Genomic DNA, 21,592 nt, shown 5'->3' on the forward strand with positions numbered 1-21,592 from the left:
GGGTACGCAGGTCGTGAACCCCGCCTGCACCCACCTATCACATTTCGGCCTACGACACACCTGGAAAGCAGTGCCTGCACCCGAGGACTTCTGGAGCTACTTCGGCGCGGTGGCCACCTACCTGGCCGTGCTGGCGGTCCCCGGCGGGGTCGTCGGCTGGGCCGCCGGCCTGCGCGGCTGGGCCTTGGCCGGGCTCGCGCCGCTGCTCAGCTACGCCGTCACCGGCCTGGCCGGGCCGTGGCTGGCGATCGCGCACATCCCGTACGGCCCGCCCAGCGTCGCCGCGGGCACGCTGCTGCTCGCCGCCGTGCTCTACGGCCTGCGCCGCCTGGCCACCGCACGCGGCTGGCTCACGCCGGGCGCCGAGGAACCCGCGGTGCCGTGGACGCGCCGGGCGCACCTGGCCGTCGGGGCCTGCGTCGCCATCGCCATCGCGGTGTCGATCGTCGTGGTCGTCACCGGCCGCGGCGGGACGACCGCGGTGTTCCAACGCTGGGACACCGTGTTCCACGCGAACGGCATCCGCTACATCGCCGAGACCGGCGACGGCTCCCTGACCGGCATGGGCACCATCAACTGGTACCCGGACGGCTCGTTCTACCCGAACGCCTACCACCTGGTCGGTGCCCTGGTCTACGAGCTGTCCGGGACGTCGATCCCGGTCACGCTGAACGCGATCACCATGCCGATCGCCGGGTTGTTCGCGCTGGCCATGGCCGCGCTGGTGCGCCAGCTCGGCGGCCGCGCGGTGTTCGCCGGCAGTGCCGCGCTGGTCGCGGGCGGCGCGACGACCGGCGCCTACGAGTCGGTGTCGAGCGGCCTGCTGCCGTTCGCGCTCGGCATCGTGCTGACGCCGCTGGCGGTGATCGCGCTGCAGCGGTTCGTCGCCCGGCCGGGCGTGGACACGGGCGCGGTGCTCGCGCTGAGCGCGACCGGCCTGCTCGCGGCGCACTCGAGCGCGCTGTTCGGGGCCATTCTGTTCGCGTTCCCGCTCGTCGTGCAGCGCTGGTACCGGGTGCTGCGCGGCCGCCGCGTCGACGGCGTCCCCGACGGCAGGCGGGCCGGGCGGGTCATCGGCGGCGACGTCCTGCGGATGCTGCCGGTGATGGTGGTCGCCGGCCTGCTGGCCGCCCCGATGATCCTCGGCGCGATCGGCTTCACGTCCGGCTCGTACCCGTACTACGCCTGGGGCTCCCACATGCCGGTGTGGAAGGCACTGGCGATGCTGGCGACGTTCAAGCAGGTGCTGCCGGTGCCGCAGATCTGGCTGACGGTGTTCCTGGCGATCGGTGTGCTGACCCTGGTCAGGCTGCGGCGGATGCGCTGGCTGGTGCTCTCGGCGCTCGGGCTGTCGGCGTTGTTCGTGGTCGTCGCCTGCTTCGGCGGCGAGCACTGGGTGATCAGCCTGTCGCGGCCCTGGTGGAACGACCGGTTCCGGCTGATGGCGCTGGCGTCGATCCCGCTGTGCCTGCTCGCCGCGCACGGCATGAGCGAGGCCCAGCGGTGGCTGGCGAAGGTCGCGAGCGGCCGGGCGTGGGTGCGCGCGCGGCCGTGGCTGACCGGCCGGGTCGGCCTGGCGACGGCGGTGCTGCTGGTCGTCGCGATGGGCGTGCTGACCGGCGGGTTCTACCGCTCGGCCAACGCCAAGACGGTGTCGCTGCTGTACTACAACGGCCTGCCCGGCGAAGTGGTCCCGCCGGTCAGCCGGGACGAGATCGACGCGATGGACCACCTCGGCACGCTCGGCATCCCGGCCGAGCAGAAGGTGCTCAACGACCGCATGGACGGCACGGCCTGGATGTACGCGCTGACCGGCGTGCACCCGGTGGCCGGCCACTACGACGCCGGAGTCGCTCCCCCGGACGCGCTCTACCTGGCCCAGCACTTCGCCGACTACGACAGCGACCCGCAGGTGCGCGCGGCCGTGCGGCGGCTGAACATCCACTACGTGCTGATCGGCAGCGGCACCATCCGCCGCGACACGCCCATCGCGCGCGGGCTGCAGCACCTGGACGGGCACGACTTCCTGCAGGTCGTGTACCGGAACCCGGGTGCGGTCATCTACCGGATCACGAAGTAGAACGCCCTCGTGGCCGCGGCGCCCCAGCCGCGGCCACGAGGGCCCCCGCACCCCCGGGGTGATCCCGGTCGTCTGCAAACACAGACGCCCGGGAACCGGCAAACGGTTTCCCGCTCACCCCGATGTCACTCGTTCGGACTAGTGCAGCTCCGGCAGGACGTCGCTCGCGACCTGCTCCAGCACGGCTTCCCGGCCCTCGTACGGCGACGACGACCGCGGCCAGTGCGAGATGACGTCGGTGAAGCCGAGCTCCTGCGCCCGGCCCACGGCGTCGCGGAACGCCTCGACGCTGCTCAGGGAGAACACCGGGGACGCGTCGAGGCTGAGGTGCCGCTGGATGCTCGCCCGCTCGCGGCCCGCGGCGTCCAGCCGCTGGTCGAACACCTCGGTCAGCTCCCCGATCCCGCGCCACCACTCGTCGGCGGTCTCGCCGCCCTTGCCGGTGGTGACCCAGCCCGCGCCGAAGCGCGCGGCGAGGGTCATCGTGCGCGGGCCGTTCGCCGCGACGACGAAGGGCAGCCGCGGCCGCTGGACCGGGCCCGGCAGGTTGCGGGCCCCGCGGGCGCGGTAGTACTCGCCGTCGAAGTCGAACTCGTCGGTCATCAGCAGCCCGTCGAGGGCCTCGACGAACTCGGTGAAGCGGTCGGCGCGCTGCTTGGCCGTCAGCTCGGGCGCGCCGAGCACGGCGCCGTCGTAGTGGCGGTGGTCGACGCCCGCGCCGACGCCGAGGACGAACCGGCCGTCCGAGACGTCGTCGAGGGTGTTCAGCTCGCGCATGAAGGGCACGGGGTGCCGGGCGACCGGGGACGCCACGAACGTGCCGAGCCGGATGCGGGACGTCACCATGGCCGCCGCCGTCAGGGTCGGGATCGCGGAGAACCACGGGCCGTCGACCAGGTTGCGCCAGCCCAGGTGGTCGTAGGTCCAGGCGTGGTCGAAGCCGTACTCCTCGGCGGCGCGCCACTTCGGCTCGGCGGCCCACCAACGATCTTCCGGAAGAATGACGATGCCTACTCGCACAATACGAAAAGTAACAGTGAAGCGAAGCTTCTCCCTTGAGGGTGGTGGGGAGGAAGGCGGAGACTATCGGTCACCACCGGCTGTCGCACGGACGGGAACGTCTTCGCCCGAACGAGTCAGGGACAATGGGTGGGTGGAGAGACCCCAGTTGATCGCGTCCGACGTCGACGGCACCCTGCTCGGCCCCTCCGAATCCCTGTCCGGCCGCACGATCGCCACGGTCCGCCGGGTGATCGAGGCCGGCATTCCGTTCGTGCTGGCCAGCGGCCGCCCGCCACGCTGGATCGCGCCGATCGCGAAGCCGCTCGAGCTCACCGGGTACGCCGTGTGCGCGAACGGCGCGGTCCTCTACGACTGCGGCCGCGAAGAGATCGTCGAAGTCCACGGGCTGCTCGAGCCGACGCTGCTGCACGACATCGCGCACGCGCTCGACAAGGCGCTGCCCGGCTGCCGGCTCGCGACCGAGCGCGTCAGCACCGGCGCGGTCGACCACGACATGCGCAACTTCGTGATCGAGCCGGACTACCACAACCCGTGGGGCGACGGGGAGGGCCGCACCGGACCGCGCGCCGAGGTCCTCGGGCACCCGGCGATCAAACTGCTGGTCAGCCACCGCGGGATGGCGTCGCAGGAGATGGCGGACGCGGTGAACGCGCTGTTCGACCGGGACGTCGACGTCACGTACTCGTCGTCGGGCGGCCTGGTCGAGTTGTCCGCGCACGGCATCACCAAGGCGACCGGCCTCGCCGACGTCGCCGAGCGGCTGGACGTCGACCCCGAGCGGGTGATCGCCTTCGGCGACATGCCCAACGACGTCGAGATGCTGCGCTGGGCCGGCCACGGCGTCGCGATGGAAAACGGGCACCCGCAGCTGCTCGCGGTGGCCGACGAGGTCACCGGTCCGGCCGGCGAGGACGGTGTCGCGCAGGTCCTCGAGCGCTGGTTCTAGCGTTCTAGCGGCGGTCGAGCTCGGCCGCTTCGGCCGCGGTCGGCGCCGTGCCGCCCAGGTGCGCGGGCAGCCACCAGCGTTCCTCGTCGGACGCGGGCCGGTCGGGGTACTCGGCCTGGGCCCGGTCGAGCAGCGCGCTCATCCGGGTGCGCAGCTCCTTGGTGACGACGTCCCAGTCGTCGCCCTTCGCCGGGTGCATCGGCTCGCCGATGAGGATCGAGATGGGCACGTGCCGCCGGGTCAGGTCCTTCGGGCGGCCCTTCGTCCAGAGCCGCTGGGTGCCCCACAGTGCCATCGGGACGACCGGGACGTGCGCCGCCGCGGCCATCCGGACCGCGCCCGACTTGATCTCCTTGACGGTGAACGACCGGCTGATCGTGGCCTCGGGGAAGACGCCGACGACCTCGCCGTCCTGCAGCTTCGCCAGCGCCTCGCGGTAGGAGGCCAGCCCGGCGGAGCGGTCGACGGAGATGTGGTGCATCCCGCGCATCAGCGGCCCGGCGATCTTGTTGTCGAAGATCTCCTTCTTCGCCATGAACCGCGTCAGCCGCTTGGCCGGGCGCGCGCCGAGACCGCAGAAGATGAAGTCCAGGTAGCTCACGTGGTTGCACGCGATGACCGCGCCGCCGCGGCGCGGGATGTTTTCCGCGCCCTCGATCCGGATCCGGTTGTCGAGTACCCGGAACATCGTCCGGGCCGCCGCGATCACGGGAGGGTAAACCAGGTCAGCCATCCGGCAAGGTTACGGGACCGTAGGTTGTTGGCGGCCGGTCAAGCGGCGAAGGCCACACAGGGTGAGCGCCGTCAGGAGCGCGAACAACGCGACGGACTGGTGCTTGACGCCTTCGATGCCGTCGCCGAGGGCGGCCGTGCCGAACTGCGTCAGCGAGACCGCGAGCAGGAACGCCAGTACGACCCCCAGCGGCCCCCGGCGTTGCACCCACGTTCGGCTCAGCACGAGCAGCCAGAGCGGCGCCAGCGCGAACAGGCCGAGGGGGCTGATCAGGCTGGTCAGCCACGACACGACGGGCACCCGGTGCTCCTGTGCGTGCGGCGGGAAGCCGGCTTCCTGGTCGAAGCTGCCGAGGTAGTCCGGCCGGGCGGTGAGCTGGTCGGTCGCGGCGCGGTCGAGCACCTCGAGGGTCCGGCCGGGGTGGTGCGCGAAGTACGCGACGACGTTCCCGCGGCTCATCCGGTCGCGGTAGCCCGGGTACAGCGGGTCGATGCGCGCCGGGTGCGGGTGCCACCAGCCGTTGCCGGCGTACTGGGCGAACGACGGCGGCAACCCCAGCTCGGCCAGGTCGGCCTGGGTGTCGTGGCGTCCGTCGACGATGTTGAGGAAGATCGAGTTGAAGACGTTGATCTCGCGGGAGTCGTCGCCCGGGAACTCGCTGTACGTCCCATCCGGCGCTCGCGCGGGCTCGACGCTCTGCTGGGCGTACAGCGTGACGGCACCGATCGCGCCGATCACCAGTACGGCCGACGCCCACCGGCGCGCACCGCGGAGCGTGCCGGGCCGCACGAGCAGGATCGCGACCGCGAGGATCGGCAGGATGGTCAGCGTCTGGACCTTGGCGTTGACCGCCAGGACGCCGCCGGCGAACGTCACCGCCATGCCCGCGTAGCTCCACCGGCCTTCGCGCGCGGTCAGGAGCAGGCCGCCGACGGCGAGCAGCAGGCCGAGGAAGGCCGTGCCTTCGCCGAGGATCGCGGCGAAGTAGCCGAAGAACGCCGAATCCGCGACGACCAGCAGCAGCCCCGCCGCCACGAACAGCCGGGTCCGGCGCGGGTGCGGCAGGCCGAGCACGATCGCCGTGACGGCCGCCGCGGCGATCACGCTGCTCAGCAGGCCCAGGACGACCAGGCTCAACGTGCCCTGCAGACCCATCAGCCGTCCGATCCGCACGGCCAGGTCGGCGAGCCAGCTCTGGGTCAGCAGGTACGTCGGACGGCACGGCGCCGACGGCGTGGGCGCGTAGGCGAGGTGGACGAACGGCTCGGGCAGGCCCTTCCAGGTGATCCCGGCGCCGCACAGCACGCGGCCGCCGTCGCCGTTGTTGGACATCGCGATCGGCCGCGGCACCAGGAACCGCACCACGAACAGCGCGAGCGAGGCGCCGAACACCCCGATCCCGAGCCGGGCTTCCGCGCCCAGCTGCCGGTCCGGGGCCTCGAGCTTCACGAAGGACAGCGTACGTAGCGGAAGTCCGGGCCCTTGTCGAGGTCGGCGATCAGCGACTTCGCCTGTTCCGCCCGCGGGTACACCGAGACCCAGTAGGGCGTGCCGACGCGGCGGAAGGTCGCCACCTCGTATTTGCCCGCGTACACCGGGTCGATCGCGCAGTGCTGGCGGTCGGCGTAGCCGCCGTCGGCGGGCACGGCCACCGTCGGGCGGCGGACGTTGACGACGTAGTCGTAGTCGGTCGCGACACCGCCGTCGTGCCGCCCTTCGCGGGCGATGTGGTCATCGGTGCGGCCGAAGACGTCGATGATGAGCAGCTGGCTGCCGTGAGCGGCGAGCGCCCCGGGCGCGGCCGCGCTGACCACCGATCCGGGCGGCAGGTAGTCGCCCAGCCAGCCGCCGATCTCGGCGAGTTCGGTGCCGTGCGAACGCCAGTCGCGCACCCGGTCGAGCATTTCGGGGCTGAACACCGAGACCAGGACCGCGATACCGGCCACCCCGCCCGCGATCACCGGCACCAGCCGGCTCCCGCCGGGCCACGGCTTCGGCCGCGGCGACGGCTTCTCCGCGACGCCCGCGGTCAGCACGCCGTACGTCCCCGCCGCGGCGACGGCGAGCAGCGGCGGCAGCGGGGCCAGCAGCCGCCACGCCGGGCCGGGGTCGCCGCCGATGAGCACGGCGGCCGCGGCCAGCCCGGCGGCCATCGCGAACAGCAGCCAGAGCAGCGCCCGCGCCTCGAACGCGGCGACGACCGGGCCCCGCGGCTCCGCCACCCGCAATCCCCGAGACGCGGTTGTGGCACCCGGAGCTTCGCCCCGGAACGCGGCCGCGCCGACCGGGGCATCGGTGCGGCGCAGCACCAGCGCGACCGCGGCGACCAGGCCGAGCAGCAGGAAACCCTGGTGCGCCAGCGCGAACCCGGACAGGTAGGGCCAGCCGGCGGCGACGTGCTCGCCGAACGGGCCACCGAGCTTCGCGGCCAGCGGCGCGGGCACGAAGTGCTCGTAGAACGTCGCTCGCCAGGCCAGCCGCGGGATCAGGAAGACCAGCGCGCCCAGCGCGTACCCCACCGGCGCCCACCAGCTGTGCTTTTCCTTGGCGGCGGCGGCGACCAGCCACAGCCCGGCCAGCGCGGCGACCACCAGGCCTTCCGGGCTGGTCATGACGGCGAAGGCGACGAGCACCCCGGCCACCACCGGCCGGCGCGCGGCGAGCGAGTAGCCGACGGCCAGGACGAGCAGCACGAACAGCGGAACTTCGGAGCCCGACGCCCCGTACGCGGCGAGGCCGCCGGCGCTCGCGGTGAGGACCGCGGCGGCCACCCCGATCGCCGGCCGCGGCTCGGTACCGGCCGGTGCGGCCGCGGCGGCGATCCGGTTGGCCAGGAAGCAGGACACGAGCACGCAGCCGAGCGCGGCGAGCACCCCCAGCACGACGGCCGTGGTGCGGATGTCGGCACCGAGCGCCGCGCGCGGCAGGGCGACCAGCACCAGCCAGAGGAAGTTCGTGTACCCCTCGACGCGTTCGCCGGGGTTGAAGACCGGGCCGTTGCCGTCGGCGATGTTCTGCGCGTAGCGGAAGGTGACGAGCGCGTCCTCGCTGACGGTCGCGAACAGCAGCTGGTGCAGCAGGGACAGGCCGAGCGTGAGGGCGAGGACGACGCCGCGCCAGCCGCGGTCGGTGTCCAGGCGGTGCCAGGTCAGCACCACGATCGCGGCGACGACCAGCCACGCCACCACGACCGCGTAGACCACCCGGCCCCCTCCAGCTCGTCACCGCACCCGCCCGGCTGCCCGGCCAGGTTATCGATCATCGGCGGCGAGGCGTTTCCCGTGGACCGTTCACTTGCCCGAATAGGGGTGGAGCACTTCGCCGGCGACAGTCAAGCAGGGAAATTCACCTCCCAGAATAACCCGATCGGGTGCGGCCTCCGACGGCCGAAGTGACGTCTCGGAAAAACTCCGATCGAGGCGGCGCCGCAACGCATCCGGCCGGCCATTCCCGGCTTAGTCTCCATCGTGCTCTGCGTATGTGCCGCCATTGTCGTCATCGCCGTACCCGGTCTGCTGACCGGTCTCGCCGCGGGTTTGCGCGGCTGGGTGCTGGCCGGGCTGGCACCCCTGCTGAGTTACGCCGTGGGCGGGCTGAGCGGTCCATGGGCAGCCGCGGCCGGGCTGCCGTTCACGCCGCTGACGTACGCCGGCTCGACCGCCGGGTTCGCCGCGATCGCCTTCGGTGCCCGGAAGTTCACCGTGCGCCGCCGTCCGCCGGAGCCGGACCCGGGGTGGTGGGCGGGACGCGGGCACCTGGCGGTGGCGGCCTGCCTGCTCTTCGCGGCGGCGGCCGGTCTCGCGGCCGCCCTGCTCGGGCTGGGCCGGATCGGTGCGCTGCCCCAGGGGTTCGACGCGGTCTACCACGGCAACGCGGTCCGCTACATCGCCGACACCGGCGACGGCAGCCTGTTCGGCACGGGCCACGTGAACTGGTACGGCGACGCGGCACCGGTGTTCTACCCCAACGCCTACCACCTGCTGGCGGCCGTGACGTACCGGCTCAGCGGGGCGACGATCCCGGAGACGCTGGACGCGAACACCGTGCTGCTGCCGGCGCTGCTGGCGTTGTCCCTGGTGACGCTGGTGCGGGAGTTCCGCGGCCGGGCGGTGCTCGCGGGGGCCGTGGCGCTGACGGCGGTGGCGCCGGTGATGGGTGTCTACGAGTCGATGAACCGCGGGCCACTGCTGCCGTTCGCGCTCGGGGTGGCGCTGACGCCGCTGGCCGCGGTGGCGCTGCGGCGGTACCTGGACCGGGCCGCGCCGGACACCGGGCTGGTGCTCGTGCTGGCCGCGGTCGGTCTGCTGTGCATCCACTCGTCGACGTTGTTCGGCGGGCTCCTGTTCGCCGGCCCGCTGCTGGTGCAGCGCTGGCTCGGGGGCCTGCGGCGGCTCGGCCGCGACCTGCTGCTCCTGCTGCCGATCGCGGTGGGGTCGCTGCTGGTTGCGTGGTCGCAGCTGTCCGGCGCGCTCGGCTCGGCCGCGAACCTGCCCTACTACGGCTGGCCGAGCGAGTACCGCGCCACGACGGCGCTGGGCGCGCTGCTGGGGTTCCAGCACTACGAACCGCATCCGCAGCTGTGGCTGTCGGCGGCGCTGTTCCTCGGCTTCGTGTTCTTCGCGCGGGCCGGCGAACTGCGCTGGATCGGCCTGACCGCGGCGGTGACCGGCGTGGCGTACATCGTGGTGACGTCGTCCGATGCGCCGATCGTCATGACGCTGTCGCGGCCCTGGTGGAACGACCCGTACCGGTTCTTCTCGATGGCGGCGGTCCCGCTGTCGGTCCTCACCGCGCACGGCTTGGCGTCGGCGCAGGCGTGGTTGCGTGACCGGTTGCCGTCCCGGATCCCGCCGTCGGCCATCGCGGCGGTCGTGCTGCTGGGTTTCGCGGGCCTTTCCCACGGGCTGTACGTCCGGGCGAACGCGAACCAGGTGTACTCGGGTTACCAGGCGGCTGACGCGTCGACGCTGCGCGTGACACCCGGCGAGCAGACCGCGATGGCCGTGCTCGGCACACTGGCCCGACCGGGCGAATGGGCCATGAACGACCGGTTCGACGGAACGGCGTGGACTTACGCTTTGACGGGAATTCGAACGGTCGCCGGGCATTTCGACGGAACTTCCCCACCATCGGACGCGGTGTTGCTCGCGAACCGCTTCCGGGACTATTCGGTGGATCCCGCGGTGCGCGCGGCGGTGCGCCGGTTGAACATCCATTGGGTCATTTTGGGAAAGCCCGCCGCCGAACCGGCCGCGCCTTATCAGCCGGGGCTGACCGGATTGGCGGGCGAGCCGTTCCTGACCCAGGCCTACCGCAACCCGGACGCGGTGATCTACCGGCTGACGCCCTGAGTTGTCCACAGGTGCGCAAGGCCTGTGGACAACCGGGGGACAACTCCGCTCAGGCGCGACCGGCGGCCGAGCGGGCCACGACGGCCGCGAACCCCGCCGTCAGGAGGTCGGCCACCGTGAACATCACGCGCGAGGCCACCGCGAACGCCGTGGCCTGGCCGACCGTCAGGCCGCTGGCCGTCAGGACCGCGACCTGGGCGACCTCGCGGACGCCGACCCCGCTCGGGAGGATGAACGCGAACGTGCCGACGGTCATCGCCACGGCCATCGCGCCCACGCACAGCACGAAGCCGCCGAGGCCCGGCGTGCCCACCGAGTTGGCCAGCAGCCACAGGTGGACGCCCTGCAGGCACCACGCCGCCGTCGAGGCGCCGAAGACCTTGCCGATCACCGCCCAGCCCAGCGGGTGGGCCAGCGGCGGGCGGCGGAGGATCCGCAGGACCAGCGAGGTGCCCCAGGTGAGGATCTTCGGGTGCAGCATGGCCAGGCCGAGCGGGATGAGCACGAACAGCCACAGCGCGCGCGGGCTGTTGCTGAACACCGCCGGCGCCGCCAGCAGCGACACCACCAGTGCCGAGACCACGCCCACGCCGAGCTGGATCAGCGAGCCGGTGAAGATGCGGGCGCGGGCCAAGCCCGCTTTGCGGCCCAGCTCCATCTGCAGCAGGTACGCCCAGACCGAGCCCGGCACGTACTTGCCGAGCGAGCCGACCAGGCAGATCTGGGCGCCCCGGGCGTAGCCGATCGGCTCGCCGAGGTCGTCGACCATCACCTGCCAGCCCCAGGTCGACACGAGGATGGCCGCGACCAGCGCGACCAGGCTGAGCAGCGACGACTCCCAGGCGACGTCGCTCAGGGTGTGCCAGAACTCGCCCCAGTTGGCCGCCAGCTGCTTGGCCGCGAAGCCGATGACCAGCAGGATCGCCACCCAGCGGACGACGTCGAGGACCTTCGCCCGGGTCGACTTCGGCTGTTTGCCGGGCGCCGGCGGGTCCTCAACGGTCGTCATCGACGCTCTCCTCAGACCTGCACCGTGACCAGGCGGCTGAACTCGGAGAGCAGATCGTAGCCGTCCCAGACCGCGGAGAAGGTCAGGGCGGAGCCGAACGGCACGATCCGGTCGACGCCCCGGCCCGCGAGCTCGTGCGCGAACGCCGTCAGCTCTTCGGCGGTGAAGCCGAACTGGCTGACCGTCTGGTCCTTCCGGAGCACGATCGGCACCAGGTCGGACAACGAGGACACCCGCGCGTTCGCGAAGGTGCCCGCGCCGAGCCACTCGCGCGGCAGCACCGCCGGGTCGGCCAGCTCGAGCGTGGCCAGGCCGTTGCCCTGGAACGCGATCTCCTTGACCAGCCCGTCGACCGCCGCGCCGTACGCCGAGACGCGCTTCTGGACCGCCATCGCGGGCTCGGTGACGTGCTGTTTCGTCTCCAGCACCGCCGCCAGCAGCGCGCGGAACTCGCTCCCCGCGGCCCGGGCACCGGACTCGTCGCCGACCCAGAACACCGCGCGCGGGGACGAGCAGGCGGCCTGGTCGAACCAGTACGAGTCGTTGTAGAAGCCCTCGGCGGCCGCGCGCCGCTCGGCGTCGGTGGCCCGCTGCCAGCCCGCCACCGAGGCGACGGCGAAGGACGAGCGGTCCGGGAACGTCAGGTCACGCGCGTGCGGGGCGAGCGGGTACTTGCGCAGGGCCGCGACCGAGCCGTCGCCGCCCCAGATGACCCGCAGGTCGGCGGCCAGGGACAGGGCGCCGCTCACCTCGTCGCTGCGGTCGTAGGTGACCATCCGCTGCGTGGCCGTGATGGCCGCGGCCGTGTCGGCGTCCACGTCGGACAGAGCCGCGTTCAGCGCTTCCAGCACCGCCTCGGCGGCCCCGGCCGAGCGCGACGAGACCCGCACGACGTTGTGGTTGCCCGCCAGCGCCGAGAGCGCCCACGAGTAGACGAAGATCGTGTCGACGTTCGCCGGCGGCACGTGGAACACCAGCCCGCGCGGGAACCGCAGGGCGTTGCCCGTGGTGTCCAGTGTGGACAGCGCCTTGGCGATTTCGCCCTTGCGCAGGAAGAAGCCGAGCGACGCCAGCTCCGGGAACCGGCGCGCGGTGGCCGGGGCCAGCAGCTTGCGGGCGAACTTCGTGACGAACTCGACGATCCGCGGGTCGCCCACGCGCAACCGGCCACCCGGCGGCTCGGCGCGCAACTGGTCCACCAGGGCACCGACGTCGATCGGGTCCGCCGCGGGAAAACGCTGGGTGAGACTCATGCCGCCGCTCCCGAGAACGTGTCCGAGCAGCCGCGGGCCTCGGCCTTGGGCAGCCGGCCCAGCACGGAGAAGTGCTTGCCGGGCCAGTCGCCGTCGTCGATGCCGTTGTAGACCCCGAGGTCCTCGGTGAGCAGCACGTGCCCCGGGTACGACCGCGGCAGCGTAGAGACGACCTCGATCACGCCCGGCTTCCCGACCGGCTGCTCTTCCCACGTCTCCGGGTCCCGGATCACGACGTCGGCGAAGTCCGGGCAGTACAGCGAGTTCCCGGACGGTCCTTCGAGGAACACCGTGCCGATCTGCTCGATCATCCCGTAGTAGTTGTGGATCCGGGTGAGCCCGGTGTCCTCTTTGAAGCGCCTGCGGAACTCGGTGTTGTCCACCGCGCGGTCGATCAGCTTCTTCCAGCCACCGGAGTGGATCAGGATGCCGTTCGACAGGTCGAGCCCGTGGTCCCGCGCGACCTCGTAGAGGTAGAGCCACACCATGAAGGTGAAGCCGAAGATCAGGAAGGGCCTGTCGCCGTACTCGGCCAGGAACTTCTTGACCGCTTCGACGTCCGGCTGGTCGTTCTCGTCGAGCACGTACGTGTGCTTGCGGCCGAAGTTCGCCATGCCCAGCACGCCCGCACCGCGCGCGGAGAACGAGCGGCGGTTCTTGATGATGCCGATCGTGTCGACCATCAGCATCGGCAGCCGCTCGCCGCCGAGGACCTCCTGCAGCGTGGCGCCGAGCTGCTTGGTCTGCGCGCCCGCCGCCTCCTTGTCCAGGTAGATCCGGGACGCGCCGGCGCCGGTGGTGCCCGACGACGTCAGCGTCTTGAAGACCTCGCTGTCCGGGACCGACTTGAGGTCGTGCGTCTTGAACATGCGCACCGGCAGCCAGGGCAGCTCGGCGATCGAGCCGAAAGCAGCATCCGGCGCGATGCCGAGCGACGACAGGATCCGTTCGTAGCCTTCGGAGTTCGCCCGGTGGTGGGCCGTCAGGTCGGCGAGCTCGGGCAGCAGCAAGGCTTCCCGGTCGGCCTGCGACCGCGTAAAAACACTCATACCCGCCCCTCCAAGGTCCGGTAGTCGATCTTGCCGCTGGCCAGCAGCGGCACGGTTTCGATCGGGCGGACGTCGAACCCGCTGGCGTGCAGGTGCAGCCGCTCGGCCAGCGCCCGCGAGGCGTCCCTGCAGATGCCGGAGTCCGCCCCTTCGGCGAACAGCACCACCTTGTCGTCGGCGGCCACCGCGGCCACCACGTCGATCCCCACCGCCGCCGTGCGCACCGCCTGCTCGAGGTCGTCGAGGCTCACCCGGTTGCCGAACACCTTGCCGATGCGCTTGAGCCGGCCGGTGATGAACAGGTAGCCCTCTTCGTCGAGGTACCCCAGGTCACCGGTGGCCAGCACGCCGCCGTATTCGTCGCCCTTGGCCAGTCCGGAGTCGTCGTCCGCGTAGCCCATCATCACGTTGGGCCCACGGTAGACGACCTCACCGACAATTTTCGGGTGCGTGGTCTCCGAGCCGTCGTCGCGGCGGACCGAGAACTTGCCGCCCGGCAGCGCCGGCCCGGCGGAACCGAGCTTTTCGGCCAGCTTTTCGGCGGGCACCGTCGTCATCCGCGGCGACGCCTCGGTCTGGCCGTACATGACGTACATCCGGCCGCCGACGGCGAGCATCTTCTCGTTGAACTCGGCGACCAGCTCGTCGCGCAGCTTCCCGCCGGCCTGCGTCAGCGTGCGCAGCGTCGGGTACTTCGCGGGGTCGAACTTGAGCCGCCGCAGCATTTCGTAGTGGTACGGGACACCCGAAAGCGACGTGACGCCGTAGGTGTTCACCGCGTCCCAGAAACCGCGGCCGAGCACGCCGGACGGCTCGATCACGACGGTCGCGTCCCGCACCAGGTGCGAGTTCAGCACCGACAGGCCGTAGCTGTAGTGCAGCGGCAGGCAGGTCGGCGCGACCTCGCCGGCGTCGATGCGCAGCACCTGCGCGATGGCCTCGGCGTTGGCCAGCAGACCCTGCCTGCTGAGCCGGACGAGCTTGGGGTTGCCGGTCGAGCCGCTGGTCGGGAGCAGGACGGCGAGGTCGGGGTGCGGCTGGACGCCGTCGGCGGAGTCACGGATCCAGTCGGCGCCCCGCCCCGAGTACCCGTCGGGCGCGTCGCCCGAAGCCGACAGCACGGCCGCCGGGCGGAAGCGCGAGACCAGCCCGGCCAGCACGTCCGCGTCCAGCGCCGGGTCGATCAGCGCGATCGCCCGCCCGGACTCGAAGGCGCCCAGGTAGGTCAGCACGCTGTCCAGGTCGACCGACATCCGCGCGAACACGACGCCGGAGGGCAGCGCGCTCAGCTCCGCCACCGCGCGGCCGACCTCGGCCGACAGTTCCGCGCCCGCCAGCGTGCGACCCCCGGCCACATCGACCAGCCGGGCTCCCGCACCCAACAGCGTCACAGCACCAAGCCTCCGTCGATCCCCAGCACCTGGCCGGTGATGAACGACGCTTCGTCGCTCACCAGGAACCGGATCGCGTTCGCAACTTCTTCCGGCCGGCCGAGCCGCCCGAGCGGCGTCCGGCTCGAGTTCTCCGCCTTCGCGTCCTCGCTCAGGCCCGCGGTGAGGTCGGTCTCGATCACGCCCGGCGCGACCGCGTTGACCCGGATGCCGGACCGGCCGAGCTCCTTCGCCGCCGACCGCGCGATGTTCGCCACCGCCGCCTTCGAGGCCGCGTACACGGTCTGACCAGCGCTTCCGTACTCGCCGACGATCGAGGCGAGCACGACGATCGCGCCGGACTTCTTGCGCATCATCGCCCGGGCCGCGGCCTGGACGGTGTGCAGCGTGCCGGCGACGTTCGTGCTCAGCGTCGTGTCGACGAGCTCTTCCTTGATCATGCCGAGGAGCGCGTCCTCCATGATCCCGGCGTTCGCGACCACGATGTCGAGCTTCCCGTGCTCCTTCGCGACACTTCTGACCAGCGAAGACACCGCTTTCGCGTCGGTGACGTCCAGCGCCAGCCCGGAGGCACCCACGGAGGCGGCGGCCTCCTTGGCGCGGGCCTCGTCACGGCCGGTGAGCACCACCGTCGCGCCCGCCTCGGCCAGAGCGCGCGCGGTGGCCAGGCCGATCCCCCGCGTCCCGCCGGTGACGAGCGCGATGCGACCGGACAGATCAGTCATTCTTCGACTGGAGCTCGGTGACCATGTCCACGGCGACCTTGAAGCTCGACATGTCGATGACCTGGTCGGTGTCGAACTCGACGTCGAACTCGTCCTCGATGGCCGCGACCAGCGCCATGTGGCCGACCGAGTCCCACGCCTCGATGTCGCGGTACTTCAGGTTCTCGACGTCCACGGAAGCGTCGAGGTCCAGCGCCTCGACGAAGACCTCGCGCAGCTTGGGGGCGACATCCGCCATGATCACGACTCCTAGTGCTCTTCGCGCGGGCGGGCGTCCCACGCCTTTACCAAGGTAGAGAGGTCACCCGGCAGCGTGACGTCCGGGAGACCTTCCTTGCCCTTCAGCCACGGCCCGAGGGCCTCGATCGTCTCCTCGTCGAGACCGCGGCGGGACAGCCCCACCACGTTGACGCCGGTGACGCGGGCCGGGTTGCCGACGGCGATGGTGAACGCGCCGATCTCGCGCCGCACCGCCGAGCCCATCCCGATCATCGCGCCGGGGCCGATGACGACCTTCTGGTGCAGGATCGCGCCCATGCCGAGGTTCGCGCCGTCCCAGATGTGGCAGTGGCCACCCGTGACCGCGTTCGAGGCGATCGTGACGCCGTCGCCGACCAGGCAGTCGTGCGCGATGTGGGAGTTGCGGAGGTAGTAGCCGTCGCTGCCGACCGTCGTTGTCCGCCAGGTCCCTTGGTGGACACTCACGTACTCGCGGATCCGGTTCCGGCTGCCGATGACGACCCCGTGGCCGTCGTGATCGGGGTCACCGGCCGGGGCGTCTTCCCAGGCCGCGGGGTGCGGGCGGCTGCGGTCCTCGCCGGGCGTGCCGATCGTCACGTGCGGGCCGATCCAGTTGCCGTCGCCGATCCGGGTCGGCCCGGCGATCACCGCGAACGGCCCGATGACGTTGTCCTCGCCGAGCTCGACGCCTTCGCCGATGACGGCGGTCGGGTGGATGCGGTTGGCCACGGGTGGTCGTCCGTTCGTCGGCGGCTGGGTACTGGGCGCGCGGCCGCGCCCGGTAACGTGTGGCCCGCGTTGCTGCAGGGCGGCCGGGCGCAGAACCGGCGGCTCACTGTACCGGACGCACCGAAATCGCCTGCCGAGAGAGACTGCCCATGATCCCCATCACTGTGGTCGACGTCCGCGACGCGGAGGACCTCGTCGTCGAGGTGCTGCGCTCCGGCGCCATCGCACAGGGACCGATGGTCAAGCGCTTCGAAGACGCCTTCGCGGCGGTCTCCGGGACGAAGCACGCGATCGCCGTCAACAACGGGACCACGGCGCTGGTCGCCGCCCTCCAGGTGCTCGACCTGCAGCCGGGCGACGAGGTCGTCACCTCGCCGTTCACCTTCGTCGCCACGCTGAACGCGATCCTCGAGGCCGGCGCCACCGTCCGCTTCGCCGACATCCGGCGCGACGACTTCGCGATCGACCCCGACGCCGTGACGGCCGCGGTGACCGACCGCACGAAGGTGCTCATGCCGGTGCACCTCTACGGCCAGACCGCGGACATGGGCAAGCTCGCCCCGCTGGCCGCCGAGCGCGGCCTGCAGGTGATCGAGGACTCGGCGCAGGCCGTCGGCGCCTCCTTCGAGGGCAAGCCGGCCGGTTCGTTCGGCATCGGCTGCTTCTCGCTGTACGCGACGAAGAACATCACCACCGCCGAGGGCGGCGTCATCACCACCGACGACGACGCGCTGGCCGACAGGCTGCGCGTGCTGCGCAACCAGGGCATGCGCGCCCGCTACCAGTACGAGGTCGCCGGCCACAACTACCGGATGACCGACCTGCACGCCGCCGTCGGCATCCCGCAGCTGGCCAAGCTCGACCAGCTGACCGCCGCCCGCCAGGCCAACGCGAAGCGGCTGTCGGAGGGCCTCGCCGGCACGCCGGGCCTCGAGGTGCCGAAGGTGCTGCCGGGCCGCGAGCACGTGTGGCACCAGTACACCGTGCTGGTCGGCCCGCACGCGTTCCTCTCGCGCGACGAGCTCGCCGCGGCGCTCACCGAGCGCGGCATCGGCAACGGCATCTACTACCCCAAGATCGTCTTCGACTACGACTGCTACGCGGGTCACGACCTGATCCCGGGCGCCCGCGTCGAAGACTTCCCGGTGGCCCGCGCCGTTTCGGAGCAGGCGCTGTCGCTGCCGGTGCACCCGCACCTGTCCGAGTCCGACCTGGACACCATCATCGAAACCGTTCGCGAGGTACTGGGCGCATGACGCATCGGATCGCTCTTGTCGGTACCGGGAACATGGGTTCCCTCCACGCCCGCGTGCTCGCCGGCAACGAGCGCGTCGACCTGGTCCGCGTGATCGATCCGCGCGAGGAAGCGGGCAAGGCGGTCGCCGAGCGGTACGAAACGCAGTGGACGCCGGAGATCGGCGAACTGTCCGATGTGGACGCCGTGGTGCTCGCCTCGGCCACCGAGGTGCACTACGACCTGGCGCAGGAGATCTTCCGCCAGGGCAAGCCGATGCTGGTCGAGAAGCCGGTCTGCAACAGCTTCGAGAAGTCGCAGGAAATCGTCTCGCTGTCGGCGAAGAACGACATCCCGCTGATGTGCGGGCTGCTGGAGCGCTACAACCCGGCGGTGATGACCGCGCGGGCGCTGGTGCAGGAGCCGATCCACCTGATGGCCCGCCGCCACGGCCCGTACGCGCCGCGCATCAAGACCGGCGTGGCGTGGGACCTGCTGGTGCACGACGTCGACCTGGCGATCCAGTTCTTCGGCGGCGCGACGCCGTCGCGCGTGGCGTCCGGCGCGGGCTACTTCCACCCGTCGTCCGTCGAGGGCGCCGAGGACACCATCGAGACGGTCCTGTCGTTCGAGACCGGCCTGGCCACCGTTTCGGCCTCGCGGCTGGGGCAGCGGAAGGTCCGGTCGCTGATGGTGTCGGAGCTCGACCGGCTGATCGAGATCGACCTGCTGCGCCGGGACGTCACGATCTACCGGCACGTCTCGCACGACTCCGTCACCCCGGACGGCCTCGGCTACCGGCAGCAGACGGTCATCGAGATCCCGGAGCTCGTCACGGCCCGCGAGCCGCTGGCGACCCAGCTGGACCGGTTCTGCGACCTGCTCGAAGGCAAGATCGACGCCGACACCGAGCGCGACCTGATCCTGCCGTCGCACCACGTCGTCGAGCAGGTCCTGACCCAGGCCGCCGCCTAGCTCACCGGCACCGGGAACGCGGCCGGGCTCCGGCGGCCTCCGGCGCCCACCGCGCGGACGCCGAAGAAGACGTTGTCCTTGGACAGGTCGATCTTCGCCGTCAGCGCGGGGCCGACGTCGATGGCGTGCGTCCAGTCCGGGGCCGTCGTCTCGCGCCAGACGACCTCGTAGCTCGTCGCGCCCGGCGTGGCGGTCCAGAGCAGTTCGGAGTCGTTCGTCAGCGCCGCCGTGCGGATTTTGACGCCCTTCGGCGTGCCCGGTGCGGTGGCGAGCGACCACAGCGCGGCGCCGTTCACCCGGGCGACGCGCGCGATGAACGGGAAGTCGCAGAACTGCGGCAGGTCGCCGTACTGGACGCCGTTCTCGACCCGGACGTCCTGGTGCTGGTGCGCGAAGTCCTCGTTCGGCTCGGTGAACCGCGCCGCCGGGTAGCCCTGCTCCAGGAAGCCGATGTGGTCGCCGCCGCGCAGGTAGCGGTCGCGGCGGTAGATCACCCGGACCGTCATGCCGGTCGCGTCGTTTTCCGCCACGGATTTGACGAACCGCGCCAGCTGCCGCGGCGGGGAGTCGTTTTCGCCGCCGATGCTGCGGCGCAGGTTCGCCTCGGCCGGGGTTTCCGCCGTCGGGACGCCTTCGGCGAACAGGCGGATCGTGAAGGGGTCGCGCGTGCCGTCGTCGGCGCGGCTGGAGCCGACGATGTCGTCGGTGAACATCGCCTGGACGTCGGTGCCGGCCGCCTTGAACTGCTGCGCCATGAACCGCGAGCCGTACAGCCCCTGCTCCTCGCCCGCCACGGCCGCGAAGACGATCGTCGCGGCCGGCTGCCGCGTCGAGAGGACCCGGGCCAGTTCCAGGGCCACCGCGACGCCCGAAGCGTCGTCGTCCGCGCCCGGCGCGTCCCCGGTGAAGTCCATGACGTCGCTGCGGCGCGAGTCGTAGTGCCCGGAAACGACGTACACCCGGCCGGGATCGGTGGACCCGTGCAGCGTCGCGACGACGTTGGTGATCGTCGTCGGCACCGGGATCCGGTCGGCGGGCGGCTGGACGTAGGACTGCAGCGCGACGCTCAGCCGTCCGCCGGAAGCGGCCGCGACCCGCTGGAACTGTGCGAACAGCCAGTCACGGGCGGCGCCGATGCCGCGGGCGGGGTCGTTTTGGGCGGACAGCGTGTGCCGGGTGCCGAACGCGGTCAGCCGCCGCACGGTCGCTTCGATCCGCCGTTCGTCGACCTGGCGGAGCAGGGCGCGCAGCTCGGCGTCGGGACGCTGGGCGCGGACGGGGAACCCGGGCCCGCGGTCGCCGAGTTCGGCGGCTCCCGCTGGAACGGCGGCGGCCACCACGCCGAGCGCGGCCGATGCGGTGAGGAACGCTCGTCGAGAGGTCACGGTCCAACGTCTTACGCCCGCGCCGGGTGGGCGGGTACCGCCTACTCGGTGAGCCGCTTGCCCTTGCCGTCGTAGGCGATCAGCGGCGTCAGGACGGCGGAGTCCGGGACGGCGGCGGGGTCGAACCAGAAGAACACCACGCCCGGGTCCGCGCTCCACTTCGCCAGCTTGGCTTCGACGGTGGCGCCGTGGACGGTCGTGGTGATCCGGGCCGCCGGGCCGGCGAAGTAGCCGAAGACCGGGATGAGCTGGTCGCGGATCACCTCGCCGCCGTCGGTGGCGTGGAAGCCGAACGACCGGTCCGAGCCGCGGAACTCGTTCGCCACCAGCAGGGCCTGCAGCGAAGTCCCGGACCGCAGGCCGGCCACCAGGCCGAAGCGGACCCCGGGCAGCTCCGGCGCGTCGACGGCCCGCGCGTAGAAGACCAGCTCGCCGGCCGCGGTCCGGATCCCGGTGCCGACGACGTCCCCGACCGGCTGGTCCTGGTCCACGGCGGGCGCCGGGGACGGCGTCGTCGACACGGCGGGCGCCGGGGACGGCGGCCGCGCGACCGGCACGGACGCGGGCTGCCGCAGCTGGATGGCGAACACGACGACGAGCACGACGGCGGCCGCGGCGGCGATCCCGGCGCTGCCGGTCAGCAGACGGCGCCGACGCCGCAGGCGCGCGCCGTCGGCCATGATCCGGGCGAGATCGGGTTCGGCGAAGGGCTCCTCGGGCGGCTGCCGGAGGGCGGCGCGGAAGTCGTCGAGCTCGTTCACCGCCCGCTCCTCCCGATCAGCGTGTCCGCTTCCACCCGCAGCTTGGCCAGCGCCCGTGAGTTCGTGCTCTTCACGGTACCCACGGAAACGCCGAGCTCACGGGCCACGTCGGCCTCCGGCAGGTCGAAGAAGTGCCGCAGCACGACGACCGCGCGTTCGCGGTCGGTGAGCGTCTTGAGCACCGCGGTGAGCCACGCGCGCTGGGTGACGGCCTTGCCGACGTCGAGGTGGTCGTGCCGGTCGGGCAGGTCCTCGGTGGCGTACTCGCGGATCGGCCGCCGCCAGCCGTCGATGACGTGGTTCACCAGGACGGTCCGGGCGTAGCCGTAGGCGTCCTTGTGCCGCACCCGCGACCAGGCGGCGTAGGTGCGGGTGAAGGCGGTCTGGGCGGCGTCCTCCGCCTGGTGGCGGTCACCGGTGAGCAGGAAGGCGGCGTGGGTGAGCCGGGCCGAGGACGCGCGCACGAACTCCGCGAACTCTTCGTCGCCACGCGCCACGGGTCACCTCGTTCCGTCGTTCCCTGCGACGGCCGAGGCGGCGGAAGGTTGCTTTGCACGGCGCGGTGGTCCAGCTATCGAAACGTTGTGTAACCGATATCTCGCGCTCGGTCACGGAGTACTAGATTGGCCTGCGTACGGAGCGTGCGGTTCCGTGCGGAGGACTTCACCGCCGGGAGGCCCGGGCGGTTTTCACGACGGCGGCGCCGGC

At 71.8% G+C, this 21,592-nt stretch carries 19 protein-coding genes; 5 read left to right on the top strand and 14 right to left on the bottom strand.

The genetic code is table 11. The features are described from left to right. Positions 1-70: 70 nt before the first annotated feature. Positions 71-2,080 carry a DUF6541 family protein gene (locus tag ACLJPY_RS07440; protein WP_410587269.1) on the top strand — a complete coding sequence of 670 codons (2,010 nt, stop codon included), beginning with the start codon at positions 71-73 and terminating at the stop codon, positions 2,078-2,080. Between the two features lie 138 nt (positions 2,081-2,218). Here the strand turns inward: ACLJPY_RS07440 and ACLJPY_RS07445 are convergent, their stop codons facing one another. After that, a complete protein-coding gene (locus ACLJPY_RS07445; RefSeq protein WP_410587270.1) occupies positions 2,219-3,100 on the bottom strand; it encodes an LLM class flavin-dependent oxidoreductase in 882 nt (293 codons plus the stop codon). A 148-nt stretch (positions 3,101-3,248) separates the two neighbouring features. Between ACLJPY_RS07445 and ACLJPY_RS07450 the strand changes: the two genes are divergently transcribed. Then, a complete protein-coding gene (locus ACLJPY_RS07450; protein ID WP_410587616.1) occupies positions 3,249-4,049 on the top strand; it encodes an HAD family hydrolase in 801 nt (266 codons plus the stop codon). A gap of 4 nt (positions 4,050-4,053) precedes the next feature. Here ACLJPY_RS07450 and ACLJPY_RS07455 read toward each other — a convergent pair whose 3' ends face one another. From ACLJPY_RS07455 to ACLJPY_RS07465, 3 genes are read right to left on the bottom strand one after another with little or no spacing between them, the layout of a single operon-like run. Then, positions 4,054-4,782 (bottom strand): lysophospholipid acyltransferase family protein, encoded by a 729-nt coding sequence (locus ACLJPY_RS07455; protein ID WP_410587271.1) that lies wholly within the window; start codon positions 4,780-4,782, stop codon positions 4,054-4,056. A gap of 9 nt (positions 4,783-4,791) precedes the next feature. After that, positions 4,792-6,231: a hypothetical protein gene (locus ACLJPY_RS07460; protein WP_410587272.1), complete on the bottom strand. Its 1,440-nt coding sequence runs from the start codon at positions 6,229-6,231 to the stop codon at positions 4,792-4,794. After that, complete coding sequence (locus ACLJPY_RS07465) at positions 6,228-7,985, bottom strand: hypothetical protein (RefSeq protein ID WP_410587273.1); 1,758 nt, start codon at positions 7,983-7,985, stop codon at positions 6,228-6,230. Before ACLJPY_RS07465 ends, ACLJPY_RS07460 begins: the two co-directional genes overlap by 4 nt. Before the next feature lie 264 nt (positions 7,986-8,249). Between ACLJPY_RS07465 and ACLJPY_RS07470 the strand changes: the two genes are divergently transcribed. After that, complete coding sequence (locus ACLJPY_RS07470) at positions 8,250-10,133, top strand: DUF6541 family protein (protein ID WP_410587274.1); 1,884 nt, start codon at positions 8,250-8,252, stop codon at positions 10,131-10,133. Positions 10,134-10,182: 49 nt separating this feature from the next. Here the strand turns inward: ACLJPY_RS07470 and ACLJPY_RS07475 are convergent, their stop codons facing one another. From ACLJPY_RS07475 to ACLJPY_RS07505, 7 genes are read right to left on the bottom strand one after another with little or no spacing between them, the layout of a single operon-like run. After that, complete coding sequence (locus ACLJPY_RS07475) at positions 10,183-11,142, bottom strand: lysylphosphatidylglycerol synthase transmembrane domain-containing protein (RefSeq protein ID WP_410587275.1); 960 nt, start codon at positions 11,140-11,142, stop codon at positions 10,183-10,185. Between the two features lie 11 nt (positions 11,143-11,153). Next, positions 11,154-12,395 (bottom strand): acyl-CoA reductase, encoded by a 1,242-nt coding sequence (locus ACLJPY_RS07480; protein WP_410587276.1) that lies wholly within the window; start codon positions 12,393-12,395, stop codon positions 11,154-11,156. After that, positions 12,392-13,444, bottom strand: a complete 1,053-nt coding sequence (locus ACLJPY_RS07485; RefSeq protein ID WP_410587277.1) for an acyl-protein synthetase — start codon at positions 13,442-13,444, stop codon at positions 12,392-12,394. The genes ACLJPY_RS07480 and ACLJPY_RS07485 overlap by 4 nt, the downstream gene beginning before the upstream one ends. After that, entirely contained in the window at positions 13,441-14,835 is a 1,395-nt protein-coding gene (locus ACLJPY_RS07490) for an AMP-binding protein (protein WP_410587278.1), read from the bottom strand. The genes ACLJPY_RS07485 and ACLJPY_RS07490 overlap by 4 nt, the downstream gene beginning before the upstream one ends. After that, positions 14,832-15,560 carry an SDR family NAD(P)-dependent oxidoreductase gene (locus tag ACLJPY_RS07495; RefSeq protein WP_410587279.1) on the bottom strand — a complete coding sequence of 243 codons (729 nt, stop codon included), beginning with the start codon at positions 15,558-15,560 and terminating at the stop codon, positions 14,832-14,834. Before ACLJPY_RS07495 ends, ACLJPY_RS07490 begins: the two co-directional genes overlap by 4 nt. Then, a complete protein-coding gene (locus ACLJPY_RS07500; protein ID WP_410562436.1) occupies positions 15,553-15,798 on the bottom strand; it encodes an acyl carrier protein in 246 nt (81 codons plus the stop codon). Before ACLJPY_RS07500 ends, ACLJPY_RS07495 begins: the two co-directional genes overlap by 8 nt. An 11-nt stretch (positions 15,799-15,809) precedes the next feature. Further along, complete coding sequence (locus tag ACLJPY_RS07505; protein ID WP_410587280.1) at positions 15,810-16,529, bottom strand: UDP-N-acetylglucosamine acyltransferase; 720 nt, start codon at positions 16,527-16,529, stop codon at positions 15,810-15,812. A 149-nt stretch (positions 16,530-16,678) separates the two neighbouring features. Here ACLJPY_RS07505 and ACLJPY_RS07510 point away from each other — a divergent pair, with 149 nt between their 5' ends. Continuing rightward, complete coding sequence (locus tag ACLJPY_RS07510; RefSeq protein ID WP_410587281.1) at positions 16,679-17,785, top strand: DegT/DnrJ/EryC1/StrS family aminotransferase; 1,107 nt, start codon at positions 16,679-16,681, stop codon at positions 17,783-17,785. After that, complete coding sequence (locus ACLJPY_RS07515; RefSeq protein ID WP_410587282.1) at positions 17,782-18,738, top strand: Gfo/Idh/MocA family protein; 957 nt, start codon at positions 17,782-17,784, stop codon at positions 18,736-18,738. Before ACLJPY_RS07510 ends, ACLJPY_RS07515 begins: the two co-directional genes overlap by 4 nt. Here the strand turns inward: ACLJPY_RS07515 and ACLJPY_RS07520 are convergent. The 3 genes from ACLJPY_RS07520 to ACLJPY_RS07530 are packed head-to-tail and all read right to left on the bottom strand — an operon-like array spanning position 18,735 to position 21,381. Next, positions 18,735-20,123 (bottom strand): M20/M25/M40 family metallo-hydrolase, encoded by a 1,389-nt coding sequence (locus ACLJPY_RS07520; RefSeq protein ID WP_410587283.1) that lies wholly within the window; start codon positions 20,121-20,123, stop codon positions 18,735-18,737. The two genes, ACLJPY_RS07515 and ACLJPY_RS07520, sit on opposite strands and share 4 nt — an antisense overlap. A 41-nt stretch (positions 20,124-20,164) precedes the next feature. After that, complete coding sequence (locus ACLJPY_RS07525; protein ID WP_410587284.1) at positions 20,165-20,884, bottom strand: hypothetical protein; 720 nt, start codon at positions 20,882-20,884, stop codon at positions 20,165-20,167. Continuing rightward, positions 20,881-21,381, bottom strand: coding sequence for a SigE family RNA polymerase sigma factor (locus tag ACLJPY_RS07530; RefSeq protein ID WP_410587285.1), 501 nt, complete (start codon positions 21,379-21,381; stop codon positions 20,881-20,883). Before ACLJPY_RS07530 ends, ACLJPY_RS07525 begins: the two co-directional genes overlap by 4 nt. Positions 21,382-21,592 lie beyond the last annotated feature (211 nt).

Source organism: Amycolatopsis sp. lyj-23 (genome assembly GCF_046549135.1).
Lineage (GTDB): Bacteria > Actinomycetota > Actinomycetes > Mycobacteriales > Pseudonocardiaceae > Amycolatopsis.

What these genes read in the sequence shown, in the direction of transcription:
- ACLJPY_RS07455 (WP_410587271.1), bottom strand. Translation starts at nt 4,782, where the DNA reads ATGGCTGACCTGGTTTACCCTCCCGTGATCGCGGCGGCCCGGACGATG.
- ACLJPY_RS07475 (WP_410587275.1), bottom strand. Translation starts at nt 11,142, where the DNA reads ATGACGACCGTTGAGGACCCGCCGGCGCCCGGCAAACAGCCGAAGTCG.
- ACLJPY_RS07480 (WP_410587276.1), bottom strand. Translation starts at nt 12,395, where the DNA reads ATGAGTCTCACCCAGCGTTTTCCCGCGGCGGACCCGATCGACGTCGGT.
- ACLJPY_RS07485 (WP_410587277.1), bottom strand. Translation starts at nt 13,444, where the DNA reads ATGAGTGTTTTTACGCGGTCGCAGGCCGACCGGGAAGCCTTGCTGCTG.
- ACLJPY_RS07495 (WP_410587279.1), bottom strand. Translation starts at nt 15,560, where the DNA reads ATGACTGATCTGTCCGGTCGCATCGCGCTCGTCACCGGCGGGACGCGG.
- ACLJPY_RS07500 (WP_410562436.1), bottom strand. Translation starts at nt 15,798, where the DNA reads ATGGCGGATGTCGCCCCCAAGCTGCGCGAGGTCTTCGTCGAGGCGCTG.
- ACLJPY_RS07510 (WP_410587281.1), top strand. Translation starts at nt 16,679, where the DNA reads ATGATCCCCATCACTGTGGTCGACGTCCGCGACGCGGAGGACCTCGTC.
- ACLJPY_RS07515 (WP_410587282.1), top strand. Translation starts at nt 17,782, where the DNA reads ATGACGCATCGGATCGCTCTTGTCGGTACCGGGAACATGGGTTCCCTC.